The organism is Streptococcus mitis (assembly GCF_002005545.1).
Classification (GTDB): Bacteria; Bacillota; Bacilli; order Lactobacillales; family Streptococcaceae; genus Streptococcus; species Streptococcus mitis_I.
The window spans coordinates 1,848,403-1,870,628 of sequence record NZ_LBMT01000001.1 but is presented as its reverse complement, the minus strand read 5'-3'; the positions used below and the strand labels follow the sequence as shown (position 1 = coordinate 1,870,628).

Genomic DNA, 22,226 nt, shown 5'->3' with positions numbered 1-22,226 from the left:
CCTCAGTACCCTAAAAGTTACTGGGGTAAGAAATTGTATATAGGGAGAATATGAATGAAATTTAAAAAATTAATAACTCTAGCTAGTTTAGTAGGATTGATTACTTTCTTATTGCCAGTTGTTTCATCGGGTAATCAATCAGTAGCCCCAGTAAGTGAGCATGTAGTTGATTATCTAAATGCGCCTTCTTTACTGATGCTATTTATTGTTTGGTACGGTGCATTTGTAATCATTTTATTATTATCTTTATTTATAGTAAATAGAAGAGTAATAGCAATTATTCAGTCACTTGTCATTATTTTATTAAGTGCATTTAGCTTGTTTATTCATTTTACATTCTTAAAAGAATTAGTTGGTAGATCTCAATTAGGTTATGGAGCTATTCTATATTTTATCTGTGCTTTGATAAATATTTTTGCGGCGATTGTGATTATAAAAGGTGATAAGACTACTAGTAAACAGATTCATTAAATAACTTTCTTTCAGTAGTAGTTGGGATGAATGTGATAGTAGACATTCTGTGTTATATAGTGATAAGAGAGGTTTTAGGTTAAAATGAAAAAAATTTTATTTCGCTTTCCATTTTGGTATTATTTAAATCCAATTAATTTTTTAGGTGTAGGTGTATTAGGTTTTATCACCTATTACAATACTGTAAGAATATTTTCAGAAATTGCTGAGTTTGAGAAATTTAATGTTGCTCATTCACATAATCAGTTTTTTGTAATATTAGGTATTGTGTTCCATATTATTTGGGCAATTTTAAATGTTTTATTATATCCGTATGTATTTTCTTACATTTTTAAAGTAGTCTCAAATATTATCCCAAAAGGATTTTTCTTCAGTTTAATATTTAAGCAAATAGGTGCGGCCTATAGAGAAGAAATGGATAAAGGGGATATTTATTTAAAACATAGAATCTATTATGATTATCGTGGATATCCTACATCCATTGAACCAGTATATGATAGAGCAATTGATCGTGCACTTGACGCAGTTAGTGGAATGTTTGCGATTCAGTTTGGAATTAGGGTTGTGTGTATTAGTCTTGGGATAGTAGCTTTATTTGCATCATGGTATTTTACCATCTTTTATGGTTGGTTCTTTGCCATTAAATATAATCGTGAACATCCTATCAAAAAAAAGAGTCAAAATGAAGCAGTAAAAATGCCTTCAATGCAAAAAGTGAATCAAACTCCTGAAGTACAGGGGAGTGAATTAGATTATGAAAGTCCAATATCTAGTAATCATAGAAGTCAAGAAATGTCTTCGCAAAAAAGAAAAGTGTCTGATTTATTAACTCAAGAAAGGGTAGAAAAGGCTGGGAATATTTTGGAAAAACTGCTCTCAATCTTAATTAGAATTAGTATTGGATTTTTCAAAGTTTTAGGAAAAGTTGTATTGTTTACTTTTAAAGTTACGGGGGGAATTGCTAGAGGTATTGAGCATTCTGTGGAAGATTCAATCAGAAGAATGTTTTAGTCAGTTAAATATAAACTTAAATATTACATAAAACTGATAGATAGATTAATAAATGATAAAATCTAAATGAAATGATATCTATAAGTCATTTTATTTAGATTTTTCATGGTTTAGAAAGATATTAGAAAAATGACAACATATAAAGTAGGAACAAGTTTTACTGCATGGTCTTTTTGGGAAGCTTATTCGAAGGCTAACGATGGGGATATTCTTGCATTTGAAGAAGGTTATATGCTTGAACTACCCGCAGGAAGACACTATAAGATAGAAAAAAGCATAAAAATAGTTGGGAAAATTTCTGGGACCGAAGGTGGAGGAACGCTTTATCACAATACTATAGCAGCGACTCTGCAAATTATGAACGGCGTTACAGTTCAGTTTGAAAATATTTGGTTTCAAGTAGATGACCACCGTTGTGCTTTAGTAATAAAGGGTAATTCAAATGTAGTTCTAAATACTGTATACTTTAATGAACAATTAGAAAATAAAAAAGTTTTCATATTGGTTGAAGGTAAGTCAAAATTGTTAATCGAAAATGCAGGCAATCAATTATATAATGGTTCTCACAGCACAACATCAATTAAAGTTAGTAATTCTACTCTAGAACTAAAGCATGCTGAGTTAAATATAAAATTGAATGCAGATAAGGGCTCTTCTATTCAAATGGAAAATACAGCGATTGAGAGATGGGGTTCTAATATATTAAATATAAAAGATTCATCAGTAACTTCCATAAATACCGTCTTAAAAGGGGGGGACGCTGAACAAGAATACCCTGCTGTTTTTTTAAGTCGTTCGACTGCAAAATTACAAAATACAGAAGTCATTCAACCGTTGTATCAAGCAGCTGTTTGTTTAAAAAATAGTTCTAGTCTTGAATCAACTGGAGATTCTTTGACATCAATAAGGGCAATTAGTAGTCGAGTCTGTATAGAGCAAACGGTCATTAGGGAATCTCTTATGTTAGAATCAAATTCATTTTGTAGAGTTAGTGACTATGTTGACATCAAAGGGGAGAACGAGGAAAAAGTTGATATTTATTGTTGGGCTTCTGTCTTAATAGCAAATACAATAAAATTAAATCGTATTGTTAAACCCAATATTCGGCTTTCAAAGAATTCATACTTAATTGCGGATACTATTCTTGAAGAATTTGAAAATACGGATGGTATAATATGGGATATTTCAGATGATAGCTGTAAAATTTTGAATGAAGAGAGTACAAATTCAGAACTACAAGAGGAAATCAGTGAGACTATCGAACACAATTATGAGGAAGAACTGTATAGCTTGATTGGTTTAAATAATGTAAAAAAAGAAGTTCAAAAATTATTAAGAACAGTAGAATTCAATCAAAAAAGATTATCAGAAGGTCTTCCAATTCAAGAACAATCTCTACATTCGGTTTTTACAGGAAATCCTGGTACAGGGAAGACAACAGTAGCAAGATTGTTAGGTAGAGTTCTCTTTGACAGAGGTGTTCTCCCTGGAGATGAATTTAAATTTATTGAGGTTTCTGAGTCGGATCTTATTGCAACTCATATTGGTGAGACAGCAGTACAAACGCAAGCAATATTGGAAAAGGCTAAAGGTGGTATTCTTTTTATTGATGAAGCATATACTTTAAATAAAGGAAAATCATCTCAACATAATTTTGGACTAGAGGCTATAAATACGATACTCAAGTATATGGAAGATCACCGCAATGAGATTATGATTATATTTGCGGGGTACACTAAAGAAATGGAACAGTTTTTTGAAACAAATCCTGGATTAAAGTCACGTGTACCAAATACATTCTTCTTTGAGGACTATTCTGGTGATGAAATTGTCGAAATGGGATTGAAAAATCTTCAGAAATCTTCGTATCAACTTGAAGACGAAGCTTATTATGCTATGAGAGTCAAGCAGGCCTATAGTCGCTCGTTAGATCATAGTAATGGACGATGGATTCGAAATTTTAATGAACACTTAATGAGAGCTTTAGCTAATCGTGTTGTTGAGACGCAGGTTGATGACTATGTGACAATTATCAATGATGATATAGATGATATTCTTCTTCAAGGCACTCAAAAACCAGAAGAAAATCAAAAAGATGCTTTGGAACAACTACAAAACTTGATAGGAATAGAGAAAGTTAAAAAACAGGTTGAACAATTTATTTCATTAGCAGAGTTGAATAAGAAGAGGGAAGAACAAGGCGCTGCTGTAAGCGAGTTCTCACTTCATTCCTTATTCTTGGGAAATCCAGGGACTGGAAAAACTACCGTAGCTCGTATCGTAGGAAAAATTCTGTATCAAAAGGGAATTATTCCTCAAAATAAATTCATAGAGGTATCTCGTAGCGATTTAGTAGCTGGGTATGTAGGGCAAACGGCTATCAAGACGCAGGAAGTATTGAAATCTGCTTTAGGAGGAGTTTTGTTCATTGATGAAGCATACACGCTATCAAATTCTAATGAAGATCGATTTGGTAAAGAAGCAATTGATGAGATTCTTAAATTCATGGAAGATCATAGAAGAGATATTGTCATTATCTTTGCTGGATATACAAAGGAAATGGAAGAATTTCTCTCAGTAAATTCAGGACTACCAAGCCGAATTCCAAATACTTTTGATTTTGAAGATTATACAGCAGATGAAATTATTCAAATTGGTTTATTAGGATTAAACAATCAAGGATACTTTATCGATGTGGACTATTATACTCAAACTATTAAATCTTTGTATAACAAAATCAATGATTGTAGTAATGGTCGCTGGATTAGAAATATTAATGAAAAAATCATTAAGAATTTATCGATTAGAGTATCACGTGAGAACGTGACTGATTTGTCGACAATAGATAAAATCGATATTGAGAGAATGATGCTAGAATATGAGAGATTATAAAAATATGGAAAATCGTTTGAAATTACTAAACAAACTACTGGTGGTTATTTGTTCTATATTAGGTTTGTTTTCACTAGTGAATTCAGCCCAAGCTGACAGTACTGACTACAACCAACTATTGCCACAAATCACTGAGAAGTGGGAGAGTAAACATCTATTTGAAAATAATATTAATAGACTTGGTTACGCTTTGAAGGATATTGACAAAAATGGGACGGATGAATTATTAATCGGTTTGACCAATGGTGAAAAATGGGAACTGTTTGAAGTATATTATATGAATGGTAATACTCCCACTCCATTATTTGATAGATTTTGGGATACAAGTCTTAGAATGGGGACAGTTATTGATACCTACACAGATGGTAGTATTATGGTGTTCGAAAGTGCTCCAGGGATTATGTCATATAGATTGTTCCAACTTTCTAAAGAAAATAAGGAGGCAAGTTTAATTAAAAAAGGTGAATTTAGAGCAGGAGAAGGTGATCTAGGCGAGTTAAATCTTGATTCTAAAACAAAAATAGATACCTCAACTATTGAATATACTTCTCTAAATCTCCCGATTGTTGGAGATAATATGGATCCTAATCCCCCTATGCCCAAGCCCCTTGTTGATGCTAAAATTGGTGATGAAATTCCTCTCCCATCCGAATTAGTGGGTACTTGGATTAATAAAGAACCTAATAATGGTACTAAACCTGGTAGAGCTTCATCACTCATTTTAGGAGAAGATGGAAACTACACTGGAACCTTTAAAGATGGAGATATTAAAGGAAAATTATCTCGACTAAAAAAAGTGAGTGAGAACGGATTTATTGTCTTAAAAGAGAAAAATGACGGAGAAGCTTTCTTTTTTAGTGTAGGTTTAGGAGCAGTTTTGCTTCCTGGTGAGCGAATTGATTTTGGGCTGGTATTGGAAGGACGGAATTTATATAATGCGTCATGGTTAGTCAAAGAAGGAGAGGAAGACTATTCTAAGCCCACCATGCTCGCAACTTTTGTAAATCCAAATTATGGTCCTAAGAAAATAGAGAAAAAATCAGAGCAAGAAGTAGCGAAACAAGGAGATACAGTGCCAGAATCAACTCAAGACAGTAGTGAGGAGATAAAGCCAGAACAAAAACTATTCGGAAACATTCCAGTGTTTGCCATTGTTGCAGGAGCTGGACTCGTTCTTGTTTTAATCCTTGCTATATTTTTGTTTAAAAAATAAGATTTTATAAAATCCTTATGATTTACTATTAGATAAAAAACCTCAAGAACTAGGGTTGAAAGCTAGTTCTTGAGGTTTTTAGGTTATTCGATTTAGAGTGACTCTCAACTATCAAACTGGACTTCTTCTAGGAGATAGTCGATAAAGCGTTCACCCATCTTGGATAGGCTGGTTTTTTCATGCTGGATATAGACCAGCTCAATTGGGTCATCAATGTCCAGTGGGATAGAAACGATATTGTCTCCGTTGAGGTTGCTGTTCAAAATCCCTGTTGCAATGGTATATCCATCCAAACCAATCAAGAGATTAAAGAGGGTGGCACGGTCACTAACCACAATGGATTTCTTGTGGTGCTCTTGAGAAAGAATCTCTTCTGAAAAGTAGAAGGAGTTGTGCGTCCCCTGGTCATAGCTGAGGTAAGGGAAGTTTTCCAAATCCGATAGTTTGACCTTGTCTTTTTTTGCCAGAGGGTTGGTCTTGCTGACAAAGATATGCGGTTGAGCGGTAAAAAGATGGTGAGCCAGCAGGTGGTTGTCATCCAGCATTTTCGTTAAAACATCACGGTTGTAGCTGTTCAAAAAGAGGACACCGACCTCACTACGGAAGTTCTTGACGTCGTCGATAATTTCCCAAGTCCGAGTTTCACGAAGGAAGAGCTCGTATTTCTCCATATCACTTTTCTTGAGCAGAGAGACAAATGCATTGACCACAAAGGCATAGTGTTGAGACGAAACGCTAAAGAGTTCGCGGTGGGCGACAGGATTTTTATAACGTTCCTCTAGAAGCTGAGTTTGCTCGACAACCTGACGGGCATAAGATAGAAACTCCATCCCATCACGGGTCAAGGTGATACCCTTGGGATTTCGGATAAAAATCTCAATCCCCATTTCATTTTCCAAATCTCTCACTGCATTGGAAAGACTTGGCTGAGTGATAAAGAGTTGCTTGGCTGCCTCATTCATAGAGCCAGTTTCGACGATTTTGATAATATAGTGTAATTGTTGAATTCTCATGTTTTTATTGTACCACACTTGCGTCAGAATCGCCAAAGAAGATAGGAAAATCAGGGGGAGTGTGTGGGTCTCTTCTTGAAAAAAAGACAAAATTTTGCTAGAATGAGTTTTATGAAAACATTCTATGATGTGCAGCAATTCCTCAAACGATTTGGTATTATTGTTTACATGGGAAAACGCTTATATGATATTGAACTGATGAAGTTGGAACTCTCTCGGATTTACGATGCAGGGTTGATGGACAAATTAGACTATCTGGAAGCGGAAGCGGTTCTTCGCAGAGAGCACAAGATAGAATTGGATTATATTGAGAAAAATGGAGAAAAGAACTAATGGTTACTTGGATTTTGTGGGCACTTATACTAGCAATGTTGGCATGGATGGGCTTTAATTATCTTCGTATTCGCCGTGCGGCTAAAATTGTAGACAATGAGGAGTTTGAAGCCTTGATTCGTACGGGTCAATTGATTGATTTGCGCGATCCAGCAGAATTCCACAGAAAACATATCCTTGGGGCCCGCAATATTCCTTCAAGTCAGTTGAAGACTAGTCTTGCAGCCCTTCGTAAGGATAAACCTATCCTTCTCTACGAAAACCAACGTGCGCAACGTGTGACAAATGCAGCCCTTTACTTGAAAAAACGAGGTTTTTCTGAGATTTATATCCTTTCTTATGGACTGGATTCTTGGAAAGGGAAAGTGAAGACTAGCTAACTTTATTTCCAAATTAGTCGAATGATAGATAAAGCTAGCATTTTATGGTATCATCATTTATATTAATTTTAAGGAGATTTTATAATATGAATTCACAAGAAAAGAAAAAAACTTCACTTATTTTAGGTATCTTATCTATCGTCCTTGGTTTGTTATTTCCAATTGTAGGCCTGATTTTGGGGATCATAGGATTGGTCTTGGCTTTTTCATACCAAAAAGAATCTGGACTAGACTATAAAACAGAAAAAATTCTCAACATCGTAGGACTTGTGGTTTCTGTACTTAACTGGATTGTAGCCGTCGCAGTATTTTTTAGATAAGCAATAAACAAAAAGCTTTAAACATAAAGCTTTTTTCTTTTATCCACTTTTCTCTAAGTGATTTTTAATGATTTCCAATTCCTCTGGATTCAAAGGACGGTAATGGCCTTCTGTTAGTTCTGTGTCTAATGTAAAATCACCGAATTGAACTCGTTTGAGGGAGGTCACCTTGACACCAACCGATAGGAACATTTTCTTGATTTGGTGAAATTTTCCTTCTGAAATGGTAATAGAGGCTTGACTGAGGGAAGGACTTGCAGATAGAATCTCTAGTCTTGCAGGTTTACAGACAGTACCATCTAAAAAGACAATTCCCTTTTGAAAGGCTTGGATATGGTCAGGTGTTAGAAGTCCATTGACCTCAACTCGATAAGTCTTATCGACATGATATTGGGGATGGAGGAGTTGAAAGCCCAAGGGGCCGTTATCGGTCAAGAGGAGGAGACCTGTCGTATCTCGGTCCAGTCGACCGACGGCATAGAGCTTGTCAGACTGGATGTCAGGCGGAAGCAAGTCCATGACGGTTGGAAGTTCCTTGTCTTTGTTGGCTGTAACGACACCAGCTGGCTTATGAAGCATAAGATAGGTGTGTTCATAGCCGTGAATGATTTGGTCCTGAAAAAGGAGTTCTTGTAGTCCTGTATCGATATTTTGGGCTAGGGAGCGAGCTGGGCAACTATCGACGAGAATGTCCCCTTTGAGTAAGGCTTGTTTCATGGTCTTTCGGCTGATTTTTTCTTGGGCTAATAAATTATCTAAACGCATACTGTGCCTATCTTATCATAAGTTGTTTGCTTTGAAAAGGCTTGATGTGAAAAGAAAAGCGGAGTGAAAACATTTACACTTGCTTGAGTTATGTTATTTACTTGAAAATATGGTATAATCGTTCAGTTAGAAAATAAATTTTGAATATTATAGAGGAAATCATGACAAAATTAAGAGAAGATATCCGTAACATTGCGATTATCGCCCACGTTGACCACGGTAAAACAACCCTCGTTGACGAATTATTGAAACAATCAGAAACGCTTGATGCACGTACTGAATTGGCAGAGCGTGCTATGGACTCAAACGATATCGAAAAAGAGCGTGGAATTACCATCCTTGCTAAAAATACAGCCGTTGCCTACAACGGAACTCGTATCAACATCATGGATACACCAGGACACGCGGACTTTGGTGGAGAAGTTGAGCGTATCATGAAAATGGTTGACGGTGTTGTCTTGGTCGTAGATGCTTACGAAGGAACCATGCCACAGACTCGTTTCGTATTGAAAAAAGCTTTGGAACAAGACCTTGTCCCAATCGTGGTTGTTAACAAAATCGATAAGCCATCAGCTCGTCCAGCAGAAGTAGTGGACGAAGTCTTAGAACTCTTCATCGAACTTGGGGCTGATGACGACCAGCTTGATTTCCCAGTGGTTTATGCTTCAGCAATCAACGGAACTTCTTCATTATCAGATGATCCAGCTGACCAAGAAGCTACTATGGCACCAATCTTTGACACGATTATCGACCATATTCCAGCTCCAGTAGATAACTCAGATGAGCCTTTGCAGTTCCAAGTATCACTTTTGGACTACAACGACTTCGTTGGCCGTATCGGTATCGGTCGTGTCTTCCGTGGTACTGTTAAGGTTGGGGACCAAGTTACCCTTTCTAAACTTGACGGCACAACTAAAAACTTCCGTGTTACAAAACTCTTCGGTTTCTTTGGTTTGGAACGTCGTGAAATCCAAGAAGCTAAAGCGGGTGATTTGATTGCCGTTTCAGGTATGGAAGATATCTTTGTCGGTGAAACCATTACTCCGACAGATGCAGTAGAAGCTCTTCCAATCCTACACATCGATGAGCCAACTCTTCAAATGACTTTCTTGGTCAACAACTCACCATTTGCTGGTAAAGAAGGTAAATGGGTAACTTCTCGTAAGGTGGAAGAACGTTTACAGGCAGAATTGCAAACAGACGTTTCCCTTCGTGTCGACCCAACTGACTCTCCAGATAAATGGACTGTTTCAGGACGTGGAGAATTGCACTTGTCAATCCTTATCGAAACAATGCGTCGTGAGGGCTATGAACTTCAAGTATCTCGTCCAGAAGTTATCGTAAAAGAAATCGACGGTGTTAAATGTGAGCCATTTGAGCGTGTACAAATCGATACTCCAGAAGAATATCAAGGATCTGTTATCCAAAGCCTTTCTGAACGTAAGGGTGAAATGTTGGATATGATTTCAACTGGTAATGGTCAAACTCGTTTGGTCTTTCTTGTTCCAGCGCGTGGGTTGATCGGTTACTCAACTGAGTTCTTGTCAATGACTCGTGGTTACGGTATCATGAACCATACCTTCGACCAATACTTGCCATTGATTCCAGGTGAAATTGGTGGACGTCACCGTGGTGCCCTTGTTTCTATCGATGCTGGTAAAGCTACAACTTACTCCATCATGTCTATCGAAGAACGCGGTACTATCTTTGTCAACCCAGGTACTGAAGTTTACGAAGGAATGATCATCGGTGAAAACTCTCGTGAAAACGACTTGACAGTTAACATCACTAAGGCTAAACAAATGACCAACGTTCGTTCAGCTACTAAGGACCAAACAGCTGTTATCAAGACACCTCGTATCTTGACACTTGAAGAGTCTCTTGAGTTCTTGAATGACGATGAGTACATGGAAGTAACGCCTGAGTCTATCCGTTTGCGTAAACAAATCCTTAACAAGGCAGAGCGTGAGAAAGCTAACAAGAAGAAAAAATCAGCTGAATAAGAGCTAGAAAGAGATAAAGATGGTTTATTTAATCATAGGACTCCTCTTATTACTACTCTATGTATTTGCGACACCAGAAAGCATTAAAGGGACAGTCAATATCGTCCTTGTCGTCTTTGCTTTCGTAGCACTCTTGATTTTACTCATGTTGTCTGTTCTGCAAATCTTTCAGCTACCGACAGAATTCTTTATCGCAATCGCCATGCTCTTCCTAGCATACTTTAGCTTGCGAGATATTACCCTCATGTCGGTCCATAAAAGTAAAAGAAGATAAAAAGAGAGTTTTGGCTCTCTTTTTTGCTTGTTAGAATGCTGAATCTGAGCATTTTCGTTTAGAATTATTTCCATAAAAATGGTAAAATAGTAAGAGTAGAAATGGAGTTTGAGACATGAAAGTAATAGATCAATTTAAAAATAAGAAAGTCCTTGTTTTAGGTTTGGCCAAGTCTGGTGAATCTGCAGCTCGTTTGTTGGATAAGCTAGGTGCCATTGTGACAGTAAATGACGGGAAACCTTTCGAGGACAATCCAGCTGCCCAAAGTTTGCTGGAAGAAGGAATCAAGGTTATCACAGGTAGCCATCCTTTGGAACTTTTGGATGAAGAGTTTGCCCTTATGGTGAAAAATCCAGGTATCCCCTACAGCAATCCCATGATTGAAAAGGCTTTGGCCAAAGGTATCCCTGTTTTGACTGAGGTGGAATTGGCTTACTTGATTTCAGAAGCACCGATTGTTGGTATTACTGGTTCAAATGGTAAAACAACCACAACGACTATGATTGGGGACGTTTTGACTGCTGCTGGGCAACATGGTCTCTTATCAGGGAATATCGGCTATCCAGCTAGTCAAGTGGCTCAAACTGCGACAAATAAGGACACGCTTGTCATGGAACTTTCTTCTTTCCAACTCATGGGTGTTCAAGAATTCCATCCTGAGATTGCGGTTATTACTAACCTCATGCCAACTCATATCGATTACCATGGATCATTTGAGGAATATGTAGCAGCCAAGTGGAATATCCAGAACAAGATGACAGCAGCTGATTTCCTTGTCTTGAACTTTAACCAAGACTTGGCAAAAGAATTGGCTACTAAAACACAAGCTACCGTTGTACCATTCTCAACACTTGAAAAGGTTGATGGAGCTTATTTGGAAGATGGTCAGCTCTACTTCCGTGGAGAAGTGGTCATGGCAGCTAGCGAAATCGGAGTTCCAGGTAGCCACAATGTGGAAAATGCTCTTGCGACTATTGCTGTAGCCAAGCTTCGTGGTGTAGACAATCAAACTATTAAAGAAACTCTTTCAGCCTTTGGTGGTGTCAAACACCGTCTCCAGTTTGTGGATGAAATCAAGGGTGTCAAATTCTATAATGATAGCAAATCAACCAATATCTTGGCTACTCAAAAAGCCTTGTCAGGATTTGACAACAGCAAGGTCATCTTGATTGCAGGTGGTTTGGACCGTGGTAATGAGTTTGACGAATTGGTGCCAGATATTACTGGACTCAAGAAGATGGTCATTCTCGGTCAGTCTGCAGAACGTGTCAAACGGGCAGCAGATAAGGCTGGTGTGGCATATGTGGATGCTACTGACATTGCAGATGCGACCCGCAAGGCCTACGAACTTGCGACTCAAGGAGATGTAGTCCTTCTCAGTCCAGCCAATGCTAGCTGGGATATGTATGCTAACTTTGAAGTACGTGGCGACCTCTTTATCGACACAGTAGCGGAGTTAAAGGAATAATATGAAAAAAATTGTCTTTACAGGTGGGGGGACGGTTGGACACGTTACCCTCAATCTTTTGTTAATGCCCAAGTTCATCGAAGATGGCTGGGAAGTCCACTATATCGGGGACAAGCGTGGCATCGAACACCAAGAAATCCTCAAGTCAGGTTTGGATGTCACCTTCCACTCCATTGCGACTGGCAAATTACGTCGTTATTTCTCTTGGCAAAATATGCTGGATGTATTTAAAGTTGGCTGGGGAATTGTCCAATCGCTCTTTATCATGTTGCGACTTCGTCCACAAGCACTTTTTTCAAAGGGAGGCTTTGTCTCTGTGCCACCTGTTATCGCAGCACGTGTTTCAGGAGTGCCAGTCTTTATTCACGAATCTGACCTGTCTATGGGCTTGGCCAATAAAATAGCTTATAAATTTGCGACGAAGATGTATTCAACCTTTGAGCAAGCTTCAAGTTTGTCTAAGGTTGAGCATGTGGGAGCAGTGACCAAGGTTTCAGATCAAAAAAATCCAGAACCAGATGAATTGGTAGATATTCAAACCCACTTTAATCCTAAATTGCCAACTGTATTGTTTGTCGGTGGTTCTGCAGGTGCTCGTGTCTTTAACCAATTGGTGACAGACCATAAGAAAGAGCTGACAGAACGCTACAATATTATCAATTTAACTGGAGATTCTAGCCTGAATGAGTTGAGCCAAAATCTTTTTCGTGTTGACTATGTGACCAATCTCTATCAGCCCTTGATGGAATTGGCTGATATTGTTGTGACACGAGGTGGTGCCAATACGATTTTTGAGCTCTTGGCCATGGCAAAATTACATGTCATTGTGCCACTTGGTCGTGAAGCTAGTCGTGGAGACCAGATTGAAAATGCGGCTTACTTTGTAAAAAAAGGCTATGCAGAAGAGCTTCAAGAAAGCGATTTGACCTTGGATAGTTTGGAAGAGAAGCTTTCTCACTTACTAAGCCACAAGGAAGAATATAAAACTAATATGAAGGCTTCTAAGGAATTGAAATCTCTAGCAGATTTTTATCAATTGTTGAAAAAAGATTTATCATAAGGAAAGTAAATGTCAAAAGATAAGAAAAATGAGGGCAAAGAAATCCTCGAAGAATTGAAAGAGTTATCAGAATGGCAGAAACGAAACCAAGAATATCTAAAAAAGAAGGCTGAAGAAGAGGCGGCCCTAGCTGAGGAGAAGGAAAAGGAAAGACAAGCTCGAATGGGAGAAGAATCTGAGAAGTCAGAGGATCAGGAGAGTGAAACAGACCAGGAAGATGAAGAATCAGCTAAGGAAGAGTCTGAAGAAAAAGTAGAATCCTCAGAGGGTGACAAAGAGGAAGAAGAGATAGAAGAATCAGGGTCTAAAGAGGGCGAGGAACAGGATAAAAAGGCTACAAAAGAAAAAACAGCCAAAGCAAAGATTCCTGGCCTCCATATCTTACGAGCCTTAACGATTTTATTTCCAAGTCTGCTTTTATTGATTGTCTCTGCCTACTTACTCAGTCCTTATGCGACCATGAAGGATATCCGTGTTGAGGGAACGGTGCAAACTACGGCTGATGATATCCAACAGGCTTCAGGCATTCAGGATACGGATTATACGATTAACCTTCTGCTAGACAAGGCAAAATATGAAGAGCGGATTAAGTCTAATTATTGGGTTGAATCAGCTCATCTTGTTTATCAATTTCCAACTAAGTTCACTATCAAGGTCAAGGAATATGATATTGTTGCCTACTATGTTTCTGGTGAAAATCATTATCCTATTCTTTCCAGTGGTCAGCTTGAGACCAGTGCTGTGAGCTTGGTCAGTCTGCCAGAAACTTATTTGTCTGTTCTCTTTAATGACAGTGAACAAATCAAGGCTTTTGTCTCAGAACTTTCTCAAATTAGCCCGGAACTCAAGGCTGCTATCCAAAAGGTGGAATTAGCCCCAAGCAAGGTGACTTCAGATTTAATTCGATTAACCATGAATGATTCGGACGAAATCTTGGTTCCCCTGTCTGAAATGAGCAAGAAATTGCCTTATTATAGTAAGATTAAGCCTCAATTGTCAGAACCAAGTGTGGTCGATATGGAAGCTGGAATCTACAGCTACACTGTAGCGGATAAATTAATTATGGAGGCAGAAGAAAAAGCCAAAAAAGAGGCCGAAGAAGCTGAGAAAAAGCAGGAAGAAGAACGTAAACGTTTAGAAGAAGAAAAGAAAAAACAAGAGGAAGAGAGCAATCGAAACCAAACAAGTCAGCGTTCATCGCGTCGCTAGGTTTACCTTTTCTCCTAGAGCTCTTTAGGTGCCATGTTTTTACTTGACAAGTGCTAGTAGAAATAATATAATAGTAAAAAACCTTTAAAGCAGTCCAGAGAGGCAGCTAAGGTTAGACGGTGAAAGGGTGGAGACTACCCATTTTTCGTGGAACCTTGCTGTTGGCAGGTTCCTTTTTTCGTGGCTTCTGTTGCCCAGACTCTCTCACTAGCAAAGGTAGAAGGAGAAACCTATGCGAGAACATCGTCCAGTCATTGCTCTTGATTTTCCTAGTTTTGAGGCAGTCAAGGGATTCTTAGCTCTTTTTCCAGCAGAAGAAAGCCTTTATCTCAAGGTAGGGATGGAGCTTTATTACGCAGCGGGGCCTGAGATTGTGTCCTACTTGAAAGGCTTGGGTCATAGTGTCTTTTTGGATCTCAAGCTTCATGACATTCCCAATACAGTCAAATCAGCTATGAAGGTTCTATCTCAGCTTGGTGTTGATATGACTAATGTTCATGCTGCTGGCGGTGTAGAGATGATGAAGGCTGCGCGTGAAGGCCTTGGAAGTCAAGCCAAATTGATTGCTGTTACTCAGCTCACATCAACGTCAGAATCTCAGATGAAGGAGTTTCAAAATATCCAAACCAGCCTGCAAGAGTCTGTGATTCATTATGCTAAGAAGACAGCTGAAGCTGGCTTGGATGGTGTCGTTTGCTCGGCTCAGGAAGTACAAGTCATCAAGCAGGCTACCAATCCAGAGTTTATCTGTCTGACACCGGGCATTCGTCCGGCCGGTGCTGCAGTAGGAGATCAAAAACGCGTCATGACACCTGCTGATGCCTATCAAATCGGTAGTGACTATATCGTGGTGGGACGTCCCATTACTCAAGCTGAAAATCCTGTTGCAGCTTATCATACCATCAAGGATGAATGGACACAGGACTGGAATTAAAGAAAAAGATTAGAAAAATAAAAGGAGAAGACCATGACACTTGCTAAAGATATCGCTAGCCACCTCTTGAAAATTCAAGCCGTTTACCTCAAACCAGAGGAGCCTTTCACTTGGGCATCTGGCATCAAGTCACCGATTTACACTGATAACCGTGTGACACTAGCCTATCCAGAAACTCGTACACTAATTGAAAATGGTTTTGTGGATGCTATTAAAGAAGCCTTTCCAGAGGTTGAAGTGATTGCAGGAACTGCAACAGCAGGAATTCCACATGGAGCTATTATTGCTGATAAGATGAACTTGCCATTTGCCTATATCCGTAGCAAACCAAAAGACCACGGAGCTGGTAATCAAATCGAAGGTCGCGTGGCTCAAGGTCAAAAAATGGTAGTGGTTGAAGACCTTATTTCAACTGGTGGTTCTGTTCTCGAGGCCGTAGCCGCAGCTAAACGCGAAGGAGCAGATGTGCTTGGAGTAGTAGCGATTTTCAGCTACCAATTGCCAAAAGCAGATAAGAACTTCTCAGATGCAGGTGTCAAACTTGTGACACTTTCAAACTACAGCGAACTCATCCACCTAGCCCAAGAAGAAGGTTACATCACGCCAGAAGGACTCGACCTTCTAAAACGCTTTAAAGAAGACCAAGAAAATTGGCAAAATGCCTAAGACATAGAAAATCAGGTAGTCACTAGGATTACCTGATTTCTTTTTTTTGATTTTCAAAGAGTATTAGTTGACTTTTCCACCTTCAACAACCAGGTCATCTGCTTTAGCAGCGTCACCGTAGGTTGGGTGAAGTGTTTTTTCATAGGCCTTGTGGAAGAAGTTTTCCTTACCTAATTTTTCAATATCTTTATTAATGAAGTCTAGCAATTCTTGGTTGCCTTTTTGAACGGCTGCCGCAATGGTATCTGGATTACCGAGGGAAGTAATGCCTACTTCAAATCCTTTATTTTCAAGCGCCCAAGCTAGAACTTCCGTATTGTCAGTTGAAAAGGCATCTCCACGTCCGTCAAGAAGGGCTTGGTAGGCATCGCTATATTGGTCGTATTTTTGGAGTTTTACTTCTGGGTGATTTTTTTCAAAATAAGTTTCAGCAGTCGTTCCTTTTGTGACAATCAAGGTTTTACCTTCAAGTTGTTTGACGTCTGTAATGAGACCAGTTTTAGGTGATACGACACCAAGAGAAACTTTCATATATGGAAGGGCAAAATCAACTTGTTTCTTACGTTCGTCAGTTACTGTAAAGTTGGCAAGGGTAATATCCACCTTGTTTGAAATCAAGTATTCAGCACGGTTGGCAGCGTCGACTGAAACGTATTTAACCTTCACCCCAAGGTCTTGTGCTAATTGGTTCCCAAGTTCAATATCGTAACCTTGGTAAGAACCGTCATTGTCAACGTAGCCAAAGGGTTTTTTATCTCCAAACACGGCGATTCGTAGTTCACCGCTTTTTTTGATTTCATCGATTGTGCGAGCCTTGGCAGAAGTTTTTCCAGATGAGGAACCAGCATTTCCACCTGAACTACAAGCTGTGACAAAGATAAGGGCAAAGGCAAGTGCCAAAACAGTTAAGAGTGGTTTGAATAGTTTCATAAGAATCTCCTTTATAGATATGAGCCAAATTGGCTAAAGTCAAAGACGTTTAAAAATTCCTGGGCTCGTTTGGTTTGAGGATTGGTAAAGAAGGCTTGAGCTGTTCCTTCTTCAGCAATTTTCCCTTGGTCTAGAAAGATAATGCGGTCTGCAATAGCTTGGGCAAACTGCATTTCGTGGGTTACTAAAATCATGGTACGGCCTTCTTGGGCCAAATCATTGATAAGTTCCAGCACCTCACGTACCATTTCTGGGTCCAGAGAAGCAGTCACTTCGTCAAAGAGGATAATTTCTGGATGCATGAGCAGGGCACGGACAATCGCAACCCGTTGCTTCTGTCCACCAGATAATTGACGAGCAAAGCTATGTTGTTTATCCAACAAACCGACACGCTCTAGTAGTTGCAAAGCTTCTTCCGTTACTTCCTTCTTGTCTCTTCCCTGAGCCTTGATAGGCCCTAGGATGAGGTTTTGTAGGACATCTAGATGGGGAAAGAGTTCATAACTTTGAAAGACCATGCCAATCTTTTGGCGAACGAGGTGAAAATCTTTTTTATTTTCAACGATAGACTGACCATCCAGTAGGATATCTCCACCTTGAATACTTTCTAAGCCATTGAGGCAACGAAGGAGGGTACTTTTTCCACAACCAGATGGCCCCAGAATAACCACAACTTCCCCTTTTTTGATATCTAGAGAAAGTCCTTGGAGGATGGGATTGTCTCCGAAGGATTTTTTTAGTTCCTTGATTTTTAGGATAGTTTCAGACATTTAGTTCCTCCAATGTTTTTCTAAGTGAGTGGATAGTTTGGAAATGGGAAAGCAGACTGCGAAATACAAGACCAGAATGGTTCCATAAATCCAAAAGGAAGCGGTTGGGATGGTCAAGCGATTGCTATCGATGATTTGTTGTCCAACTTTGGTAACCTCTACAACTCCAATCAATACGACTAAGGAAGTGGTTTTGATCATCCGAGTGACAAGGTTAATGGCCTGCGGTAGCAGTCTTCTCAAAACCTGTGGGATGATGATGTGGTAGTAAAGTTGAACATTGGTTAAACCTAGCGCCTGTCCACTTTCAAACTGATGCTTAGGGAGGGAAGTGATGGCTCCACGTACCAAGTCTCCCATTTCAGCTGTTCCCCAGAGGGTAAAAACGATAATAGCAGAAGTCTCACCTGAGATATTGATATTAAAGTTTCGAGCTAAGCCAAAGTAAACGATGAAGAGTAGCACCAGCTGGGGCATGATACGGATGAATTCTAAATACAATCGTGTCAAAAATCGTACGATTCTAGAATGGGAGGTCATGATGATTCCCATGACTGTCCCGAATATCATGGATAAGAGGACAGACAGGATGGATATGCCAATCGTAACGCCCAATCCCTGTAAGATTCTCAGGAGATTATTTCCCTGAAAGAGTACTTGGATTCCCGAATCCTGCATGGCGGAGCCTCCTTTCTATCCAACTAAAGACCAGTGAGATGGGTAGAAGCATCATCAGATAAGCAACTACCAACATAGCTAGCGCAATGTCTGTCTCATAATAGAGCCCAATCAAGTCCTTGGCAACGTACATGAGGTCGGCCAAAGCTACTGCTGAGAAAACAGAGGTTTCCTTGATGAGGAAAATGACATTGGCACTAAAAGACGGTAGGGCCACCGCTGTTGCTTGCGGAAGAACTACATAGCGAAAGACCTGTAGAGGTGTCAGACCGATTGCTAATCCAATCTCCTGCTGGGTTTGACTGACGGCTTCCAGCCCACTTCGGAAAGATTCTGCCATATAGGAGCCTCCTAAAAAGACCAGTCCTAAAGTGGCACAGACTTCTGAAGATAGGACAATCCCTACTCTAGGAAGTCCGAAGTAGAGAAAGAAGAGTTGAATCAAAAGGGGCGTATTACGTGACAATTCAATATAGGCTGTCGCTACTTGCGCCAAAACAGGGATTCGATAATGCCGGATGATACTAACGATTAAACCGAGCAGAAAAGATCCCAAAATTCCCCAAACTGCAATATGCAAGGTCAGAAGAAATGCCTTTTGATATAGTGGTAGATATTGTTCAACAATGGACCAATCCAAAAATAGAACCTCCCATCTAGAAATAATACAGTTATTGTAGCACTTAAAAGCTCCTTTGGATAATATCTATTTTTTATTGCCGTGATAAGGATTTTTTATCATAGACCTAGAATTTTAAAAATGAAGTCCTCAATGTTTAACTTGACATCTGTCCTTCTTTCTGCTAAAACAAAAAATGTAATCGGTTACAAAGTAATTTTTATAAAGAAGGTGACACATATGTCAGATGAAGTATTCTTATTTGAAGAAATTGAAGAAATCGTAGCTCCTACCGATAGTGAATTTTGGGGAGGAGTTTTACTTGGAACAGAGATAGTTCTCTTAATCGGAGTAGTTAGTTGTTAAATAAATAAGGAGTGATAATCATGCAAGATAACTTTTTATTTGAGGAAATTGAAGAAATCTCAGTACCAGTTAGTGATTTTTCAGCTGGACTTGCAACAGGTATTGGTTTTGGTTTAGCAATTCTTGGTCTTGTTGGCTGTTGAGGTTTGTTAAATTAAAAAATGAGAAAAGTAAATGTATTTGCGGAATAGTTCTCTGTTTTCAAATAATTTACTAACAACGAGTTTATTTCAATTTCATTTTATATAGTCATTTGAATTTTCTGTATTAGTCTTGCAGCAAGAAATCAATAGAATAGTCATTGTTTTATTGATTGCAGACTGAGGGGCTAGAGTATATTTTACTCAGTCCCTCTTTTATTTATTAAAGGTAGGTTTGTTATGAGAATAGTTGATAAGATTAAGATATTATCTACTCCTTATGAGGGACGCTATCATCTATATATACCATCTAGTAAGAAACATATATTAATTGGGGAACAAGAAAAAAATGGTTAGAGCAATTAATAGGTCAAGAATTTACTATATCGGATTTATTGGTGTTAATAGGAGAGAAATATTATTTAAGATTTTATGCTGCTCTCAGTAAAATGGGACTTATAGATTCTATGAAGTCAAGAAAGATAAATATTTTTAAAATATCTTGGGATTTTAATATAACATTATCTGAAACATTAAACTGTAAAAGATTTAATAAAAATTTTGAAAAAATCTTATTTGGCATTTTCCCATTGGCACTTATTTTGCAATGTTTTATTATGTATGTTCATAGGGCGGATATTTTTACTAATTTACAAAACTTCCCAATAATGCTAAAGACTCTCTTATTTTGGTGGATTGTTGTTATTATATCTGCAACGATACATGAATTTAGTCATGCAATAGTTGCGAAGAATTATCAAATTGAAATTCCGAATTGTGGAATAATGCTACTTTTGTTTAATTTGGCTTTTTTTGTAGATTTAAGTGGGGTGCAATTCCTAAAAAATAAAAAACAATTTTTGAAAATTATGTTAGCAGGAATTGCTTCAAATTCTATTTTATCACTTATAGGTTTACTTATTTCAGTGTTTACATCGTATAAATTGCTTGGACTCTTATTTTTTATCATTAACTTGGGCATGATTTTTATTAATTCGATTCCTTTTTTTCAGTATGATAGTGGTATCATTTTAAGATACTTGAAATCCAACAATAATAACTTGAATTTTCAATATATAGTTCAGCTTTTAATAGCATTTATTATTATTTATTTCCCTTTGAGTCAATTATTACACTTTTTAACATCTAACGTTATTGTTCGTAGTATAGGAGGAATGGTTATTTCTATACTACTTTCTATATTATATATGAGAGAAAGGACGAAATATGTTCTACGTAAATAGTTATGTTTTTGCTTATAAAAAAGAAGGTATAATGTATTTGCGTGGTCGGAGTATGCGGGAAATAGCTATAGAACCTCAAATTTCACAAGAATTTATCAACGATTTATTTAATAGTTGTAAGGAACTATTGGAGATAGAAGAAGTATTAGGCAGTAAACTAACATTTGAACTATTAAATGAACAAATTTTAATTTCGGATGAGATAGATATTGATAGTAGGTATTCTAGAACCAAAGGTTACTATTCGTTATTTTATAATGAAGATTATACGAAGATACATGATAAAACAGTATTAGTGTTAGGAGGAGGAGCTTTAGGATGTTATATATCTCTAAGTCTAAGTATGTATGGAGTGAAAAAACTTATCATCGTTGATTACGATATAATAGAATCATCAAATTTAAATAGGCAAATTCTTTATACCGAGTCGGATGTTGGTGAGGAAAAGATTAATGTTCTTTCTGAAAAAATACACAAGTATAATTCAGATGTACAGGTAGTAACTGTTTCTGTTAAAATTGCTTCAATAGAAGACTTAGAAAAGATTGTTGCGGAATATGGGAGTATAGATTTTATCGTTAAAGCAATTGATACACCCGTTGATATTATAAAAATTGTTAATCAATTTGCTGTATCGTATAAGTTACCCTACGTATCAGGAGGGTTTAATGGATACTATCTTATTATTGATAATATATATATCCCTACCATCAGTTGTTGCTTTGGTTGTCGGAATATAAACAAAGACATAAATAAATACACTTTATCTGACAAGACAAAGTGGCCGACTACACCAGAGATGCCTGCTATTTTGGGGGGGATAATGACTAATTTAATAGTTAAAATATTCCTCGAATGTTATGATGAGATTATAATAGATAATGCTTATATTTATAACATGAGAACTCATGCTCTAATTCAAGAAAAATATGTTCTGGAAGATGGAGAATGTCCAGTTTGTAAAAAAAATAACAAAGTGAAAGATAATAATACTAGATTGAAAAAATTTATTCGTTCAGTTTGTTTTTGCTTATTATCAGGAGGAGTAGCTTTTTTATCTACTATTGGACAGTTCGCTGTTATAGAAACACAATTGTTAGTGTTGTTTTTGGGTCTTCTTTTTGCTATGTATTATGCTTACTACAATAAAAATATTCAAACATCTTTGGAAAATATAGTATGGCTTTTTTCATCGTTTGAGATTTTATTTTTGCTTGTTAATATTAGAACATTTATTCAGTTACCAGTGGATGTTTTTATTAGTGTCATAATATTCTTAATGTTGTGGATATTTATTATGTTAGGAATAGTGTGTCTTAGTTATTATTTGACTTTATTATTTAGTAAGGAGGCTTAGTATGTTTAAAAAATTAGGCACAGTTAGCATTTGTATATATATAATTATTTTATACTTCTTGAGAACATATCATATTATCAATAATAATGAAACAATCTTGCTATCGGTTA

Annotated in this window: 24 protein-coding genes; 18 read left to right on the top strand and 6 right to left on the bottom strand. The window is 37.7% G+C overall.

Annotated elements, in window-relative coordinates; translation table 11 throughout:
* The first annotated feature begins 54 nt into the window (after positions 1–54).
* The 4 genes from QS39_RS09505 (at position 55) to QS39_RS09490 (ending at position 5,587) form a co-directional block, all read left to right on the top strand.
* Positions 55–471 (top strand): hypothetical protein, encoded by a 417-nt coding sequence (locus tag QS39_RS09505; RefSeq protein WP_077805358.1) that lies wholly within the window; start codon positions 55–57, stop codon positions 469–471.
* A gap of 84 nt (positions 472–555) precedes the next feature.
* Complete coding sequence (locus QS39_RS09500; protein WP_180375029.1) at positions 556–1,482, top strand: hypothetical protein; 927 nt, start codon at positions 556–558, stop codon at positions 1,480–1,482.
* A gap of 129 nt (positions 1,483–1,611) precedes the next feature.
* Positions 1,612–4,374, top strand: a complete 2,763-nt coding sequence (locus tag QS39_RS09495; protein ID WP_077805357.1) for an AAA family ATPase — start codon at positions 1,612–1,614, stop codon at positions 4,372–4,374.
* Entirely contained in the window at positions 4,361–5,587 is a 1,227-nt protein-coding gene (locus QS39_RS09490) for a hypothetical protein (protein ID WP_077805356.1), read from the top strand. Before QS39_RS09495 ends, QS39_RS09490 begins: the two co-directional genes overlap by 14 nt.
* A 104-nt stretch (positions 5,588–5,691) precedes the next feature.
* Here QS39_RS09490 and QS39_RS09485 read toward each other — a convergent pair whose 3' ends face one another.
* On the bottom strand, positions 5,692–6,600 hold the full coding sequence (locus QS39_RS09485; protein WP_001222592.1) for a LysR family transcriptional regulator: 909 nt from the start codon (positions 6,598–6,600) through the stop codon (positions 5,692–5,694).
* A gap of 63 nt (positions 6,601–6,663) precedes the next feature.
* Here QS39_RS09485 and QS39_RS09480 point away from each other — a divergent pair, with 63 nt between their 5' ends.
* The 3 genes from QS39_RS09480 to QS39_RS09470 all read left to right on the top strand — a co-directional run bounded on the left by QS39_RS09480 (position 6,664) and on the right by QS39_RS09470 (position 7,633).
* The gene (locus QS39_RS09480) at positions 6,664–6,933 is read left to right on the top strand and encodes a YqgQ family protein (protein WP_180375028.1); all 270 of its coding nucleotides are present in this window, start codon (positions 6,664–6,666) and stop codon (positions 6,931–6,933) included.
* Complete coding sequence (locus QS39_RS09475; RefSeq protein ID WP_077805355.1) at positions 6,933–7,313, top strand: rhodanese-like domain-containing protein; 381 nt, start codon at positions 6,933–6,935, stop codon at positions 7,311–7,313. The genes QS39_RS09480 and QS39_RS09475 overlap by 1 nt, the downstream gene beginning before the upstream one ends.
* Before the next feature lie 86 nt (positions 7,314–7,399).
* Positions 7,400–7,633 carry a hypothetical protein gene (locus QS39_RS09470; RefSeq protein WP_077805354.1) on the top strand — a complete coding sequence of 78 codons (234 nt, stop codon included), beginning with the start codon at positions 7,400–7,402 and terminating at the stop codon, positions 7,631–7,633.
* A 39-nt stretch (positions 7,634–7,672) separates the two neighbouring features.
* On the opposite strand, the gene QS39_RS09465 is transcribed toward QS39_RS09470, so the two are convergent.
* Complete coding sequence (locus QS39_RS09465) at positions 7,673–8,398, bottom strand: 16S rRNA pseudouridine(516) synthase (RefSeq protein WP_077805353.1); 726 nt, start codon at positions 8,396–8,398, stop codon at positions 7,673–7,675.
* A 161-nt stretch (positions 8,399–8,559) separates the two neighbouring features.
* On the opposite strand from QS39_RS09465, the gene typA reads away from it, so the two are divergent.
* The 7 genes from typA to pyrE all read left to right on the top strand — a co-directional run bounded on the left by typA (position 8,560) and on the right by pyrE (position 16,012).
* Entirely contained in the window at positions 8,560–10,401 is a 1,842-nt protein-coding gene (typA, locus tag QS39_RS09460; protein WP_000164111.1) for a translational GTPase TypA, read from the top strand.
* Between the two features lie 19 nt (positions 10,402–10,420).
* Positions 10,421–10,675, top strand: a complete 255-nt coding sequence (locus QS39_RS09455) for a DUF3165 family protein (RefSeq protein ID WP_000262671.1) — start codon at positions 10,421–10,423, stop codon at positions 10,673–10,675.
* 115 nt (positions 10,676–10,790) lie between these two features.
* Positions 10,791–12,143 carry a UDP-N-acetylmuramoyl-L-alanine--D-glutamate ligase gene (murD, locus tag QS39_RS09450; protein ID WP_077805352.1) on the top strand — a complete coding sequence of 451 codons (1,353 nt, stop codon included), beginning with the start codon at positions 10,791–10,793 and terminating at the stop codon, positions 12,141–12,143.
* Between the two features lies 1 nt (position 12,144).
* The gene (locus QS39_RS09445) at positions 12,145–13,203 is read left to right on the top strand and encodes a UDP-N-acetylglucosamine--N-acetylmuramyl-(pentapeptide) pyrophosphoryl-undecaprenol N-acetylglucosamine transferase (RefSeq protein WP_077805351.1); all 1,059 of its coding nucleotides are present in this window, start codon (positions 12,145–12,147) and stop codon (positions 13,201–13,203) included.
* A gap of 9 nt (positions 13,204–13,212) precedes the next feature.
* A complete protein-coding gene (locus QS39_RS09440; RefSeq protein WP_077805350.1) occupies positions 13,213–14,412 on the top strand; it encodes a cell division protein FtsQ/DivIB in 1,200 nt (399 codons plus the stop codon).
* 232 nt (positions 14,413–14,644) lie between these two features.
* A complete protein-coding gene (gene pyrF / locus QS39_RS09435; protein ID WP_077805349.1) occupies positions 14,645–15,346 on the top strand; it encodes an orotidine-5'-phosphate decarboxylase in 702 nt (233 codons plus the stop codon).
* A gap of 33 nt (positions 15,347–15,379) precedes the next feature.
* Positions 15,380–16,012, top strand: coding sequence for an orotate phosphoribosyltransferase (pyrE, locus tag QS39_RS09430; RefSeq protein WP_004261667.1), 633 nt, complete (start codon positions 15,380–15,382; stop codon positions 16,010–16,012).
* A gap of 63 nt (positions 16,013–16,075) precedes the next feature.
* Here the strand turns inward: pyrE and QS39_RS09425 are convergent, their stop codons facing one another.
* Genes QS39_RS09425 through QS39_RS09410 form a run of 4 tightly spaced genes read right to left on the bottom strand, consistent with a single transcriptional unit; the run spans position 16,076 to position 19,030 of the window.
* Positions 16,076–16,942 carry a cysteine ABC transporter substrate-binding protein gene (locus tag QS39_RS09425; protein ID WP_077805348.1) on the bottom strand — a complete coding sequence of 289 codons (867 nt, stop codon included), beginning with the start codon at positions 16,940–16,942 and terminating at the stop codon, positions 16,076–16,078.
* A gap of 11 nt (positions 16,943–16,953) precedes the next feature.
* A complete protein-coding gene (locus QS39_RS09420; RefSeq protein WP_077805347.1) occupies positions 16,954–17,712 on the bottom strand; it encodes an amino acid ABC transporter ATP-binding protein in 759 nt (252 codons plus the stop codon).
* Positions 17,713–18,390 (bottom strand): amino acid ABC transporter permease, encoded by a 678-nt coding sequence (locus tag QS39_RS09415; RefSeq protein ID WP_033684005.1) that lies wholly within the window; start codon positions 18,388–18,390, stop codon positions 17,713–17,715.
* Positions 18,350–19,030 (bottom strand): amino acid ABC transporter permease, encoded by a 681-nt coding sequence (locus QS39_RS09410; RefSeq protein ID WP_077805346.1) that lies wholly within the window; start codon positions 19,028–19,030, stop codon positions 18,350–18,352. Before QS39_RS09410 ends, QS39_RS09415 begins: the two co-directional genes overlap by 41 nt.
* 219 nt (positions 19,031–19,249) lie before the next feature.
* On the opposite strand from QS39_RS09410, the gene QS39_RS11430 reads away from it, so the two are divergent.
* The 4 genes from QS39_RS11430 (at position 19,250) to QS39_RS09395 (ending at position 22,116) form a co-directional block, all read left to right on the top strand.
* Positions 19,250–19,375, top strand: coding sequence for a hypothetical protein (locus QS39_RS11430; protein WP_257617741.1), 126 nt, complete (start codon positions 19,250–19,252; stop codon positions 19,373–19,375).
* Between the two features lie 20 nt (positions 19,376–19,395).
* A complete protein-coding gene (locus tag QS39_RS11425) occupies positions 19,396–19,518 on the top strand; it encodes a hypothetical protein (RefSeq protein WP_257617740.1) in 123 nt (40 codons plus the stop codon).
* Between the two features lie 446 nt (positions 19,519–19,964).
* Positions 19,965–20,759 carry a zinc metalloprotease gene (locus QS39_RS09400; protein ID WP_180375027.1) on the top strand — a complete coding sequence of 265 codons (795 nt, stop codon included), beginning with the start codon at positions 19,965–19,967 and terminating at the stop codon, positions 20,757–20,759.
* Positions 20,743–22,116, top strand: a complete 1,374-nt coding sequence (locus QS39_RS09395; RefSeq protein ID WP_077805343.1) for a HesA/MoeB/ThiF family protein — start codon at positions 20,743–20,745, stop codon at positions 22,114–22,116. The genes QS39_RS09400 and QS39_RS09395 overlap by 17 nt, the downstream gene beginning before the upstream one ends.
* Positions 22,117–22,226 lie beyond the last annotated feature (110 nt).

What these genes read in the sequence shown, in the direction of transcription:
- QS39_RS09505 (WP_077805358.1), top strand. Translation starts at nt 55, where the DNA reads ATGAAATTTAAAAAATTAATAACTCTAGCTAGTTTAGTAGGATTGATT.
- QS39_RS09445 (WP_077805351.1), top strand. Translation starts at nt 12,145, where the DNA reads ATGAAAAAAATTGTCTTTACAGGTGGGGGGACGGTTGGACACGTTACC.
- QS39_RS09425 (WP_077805348.1), bottom strand. Translation starts at nt 16,942, where the DNA reads ATGAAACTATTCAAACCACTCTTAACTGTTTTGGCACTTGCCTTTGCC.
- QS39_RS09475 (WP_077805355.1), top strand. Translation starts at nt 6,933, where the DNA reads ATGGTTACTTGGATTTTGTGGGCACTTATACTAGCAATGTTGGCATGG.
- QS39_RS09420 (WP_077805347.1), bottom strand. Translation starts at nt 17,712, where the DNA reads ATGTCTGAAACTATCCTAAAAATCAAGGAACTAAAAAAATCCTTCGGA.
- QS39_RS09465 (WP_077805353.1), bottom strand. Translation starts at nt 8,398, where the DNA reads ATGCGTTTAGATAATTTATTAGCCCAAGAAAAAATCAGCCGAAAGACC.
- QS39_RS11425 (WP_257617740.1), top strand. Translation starts at nt 19,396, where the DNA reads ATGCAAGATAACTTTTTATTTGAGGAAATTGAAGAAATCTCAGTACCA.
- murD (WP_077805352.1), top strand. Translation starts at nt 10,791, where the DNA reads ATGAAAGTAATAGATCAATTTAAAAATAAGAAAGTCCTTGTTTTAGGT.
- QS39_RS09495 (WP_077805357.1), top strand. Translation starts at nt 1,612, where the DNA reads ATGACAACATATAAAGTAGGAACAAGTTTTACTGCATGGTCTTTTTGG.
- QS39_RS11430 (WP_257617741.1), top strand. Translation starts at nt 19,250, where the DNA reads ATGTCAGATGAAGTATTCTTATTTGAAGAAATTGAAGAAATCGTAGCT.
- QS39_RS09415 (WP_033684005.1), bottom strand. Translation starts at nt 18,390, where the DNA reads ATGCAGGATTCGGGAATCCAAGTACTCTTTCAGGGAAATAATCTCCTG.
- QS39_RS09470 (WP_077805354.1), top strand. Translation starts at nt 7,400, where the DNA reads ATGAATTCACAAGAAAAGAAAAAAACTTCACTTATTTTAGGTATCTTA.
- QS39_RS09400 (WP_180375027.1), top strand. Translation starts at nt 19,965, where the DNA reads ATGGGACTTATAGATTCTATGAAGTCAAGAAAGATAAATATTTTTAAA.
- QS39_RS09485 (WP_001222592.1), bottom strand. Translation starts at nt 6,600, where the DNA reads ATGAGAATTCAACAATTACACTATATTATCAAAATCGTCGAAACTGGC.
- QS39_RS09395 (WP_077805343.1), top strand. Translation starts at nt 20,743, where the DNA reads ATGTTCTACGTAAATAGTTATGTTTTTGCTTATAAAAAAGAAGGTATA.
- QS39_RS09500 (WP_180375029.1), top strand. Translation starts at nt 556, where the DNA reads ATGAAAAAAATTTTATTTCGCTTTCCATTTTGGTATTATTTAAATCCA.
- pyrE (WP_004261667.1), top strand. Translation starts at nt 15,380, where the DNA reads ATGACACTTGCTAAAGATATCGCTAGCCACCTCTTGAAAATTCAAGCC.
- QS39_RS09440 (WP_077805350.1), top strand. Translation starts at nt 13,213, where the DNA reads ATGTCAAAAGATAAGAAAAATGAGGGCAAAGAAATCCTCGAAGAATTG.
- typA (WP_000164111.1), top strand. Translation starts at nt 8,560, where the DNA reads ATGACAAAATTAAGAGAAGATATCCGTAACATTGCGATTATCGCCCAC.
- QS39_RS09490 (WP_077805356.1), top strand. Translation starts at nt 4,361, where the DNA reads ATGAGAGATTATAAAAATATGGAAAATCGTTTGAAATTACTAAACAAA.
- pyrF (WP_077805349.1), top strand. Translation starts at nt 14,645, where the DNA reads ATGCGAGAACATCGTCCAGTCATTGCTCTTGATTTTCCTAGTTTTGAG.
- QS39_RS09455 (WP_000262671.1), top strand. Translation starts at nt 10,421, where the DNA reads ATGGTTTATTTAATCATAGGACTCCTCTTATTACTACTCTATGTATTT.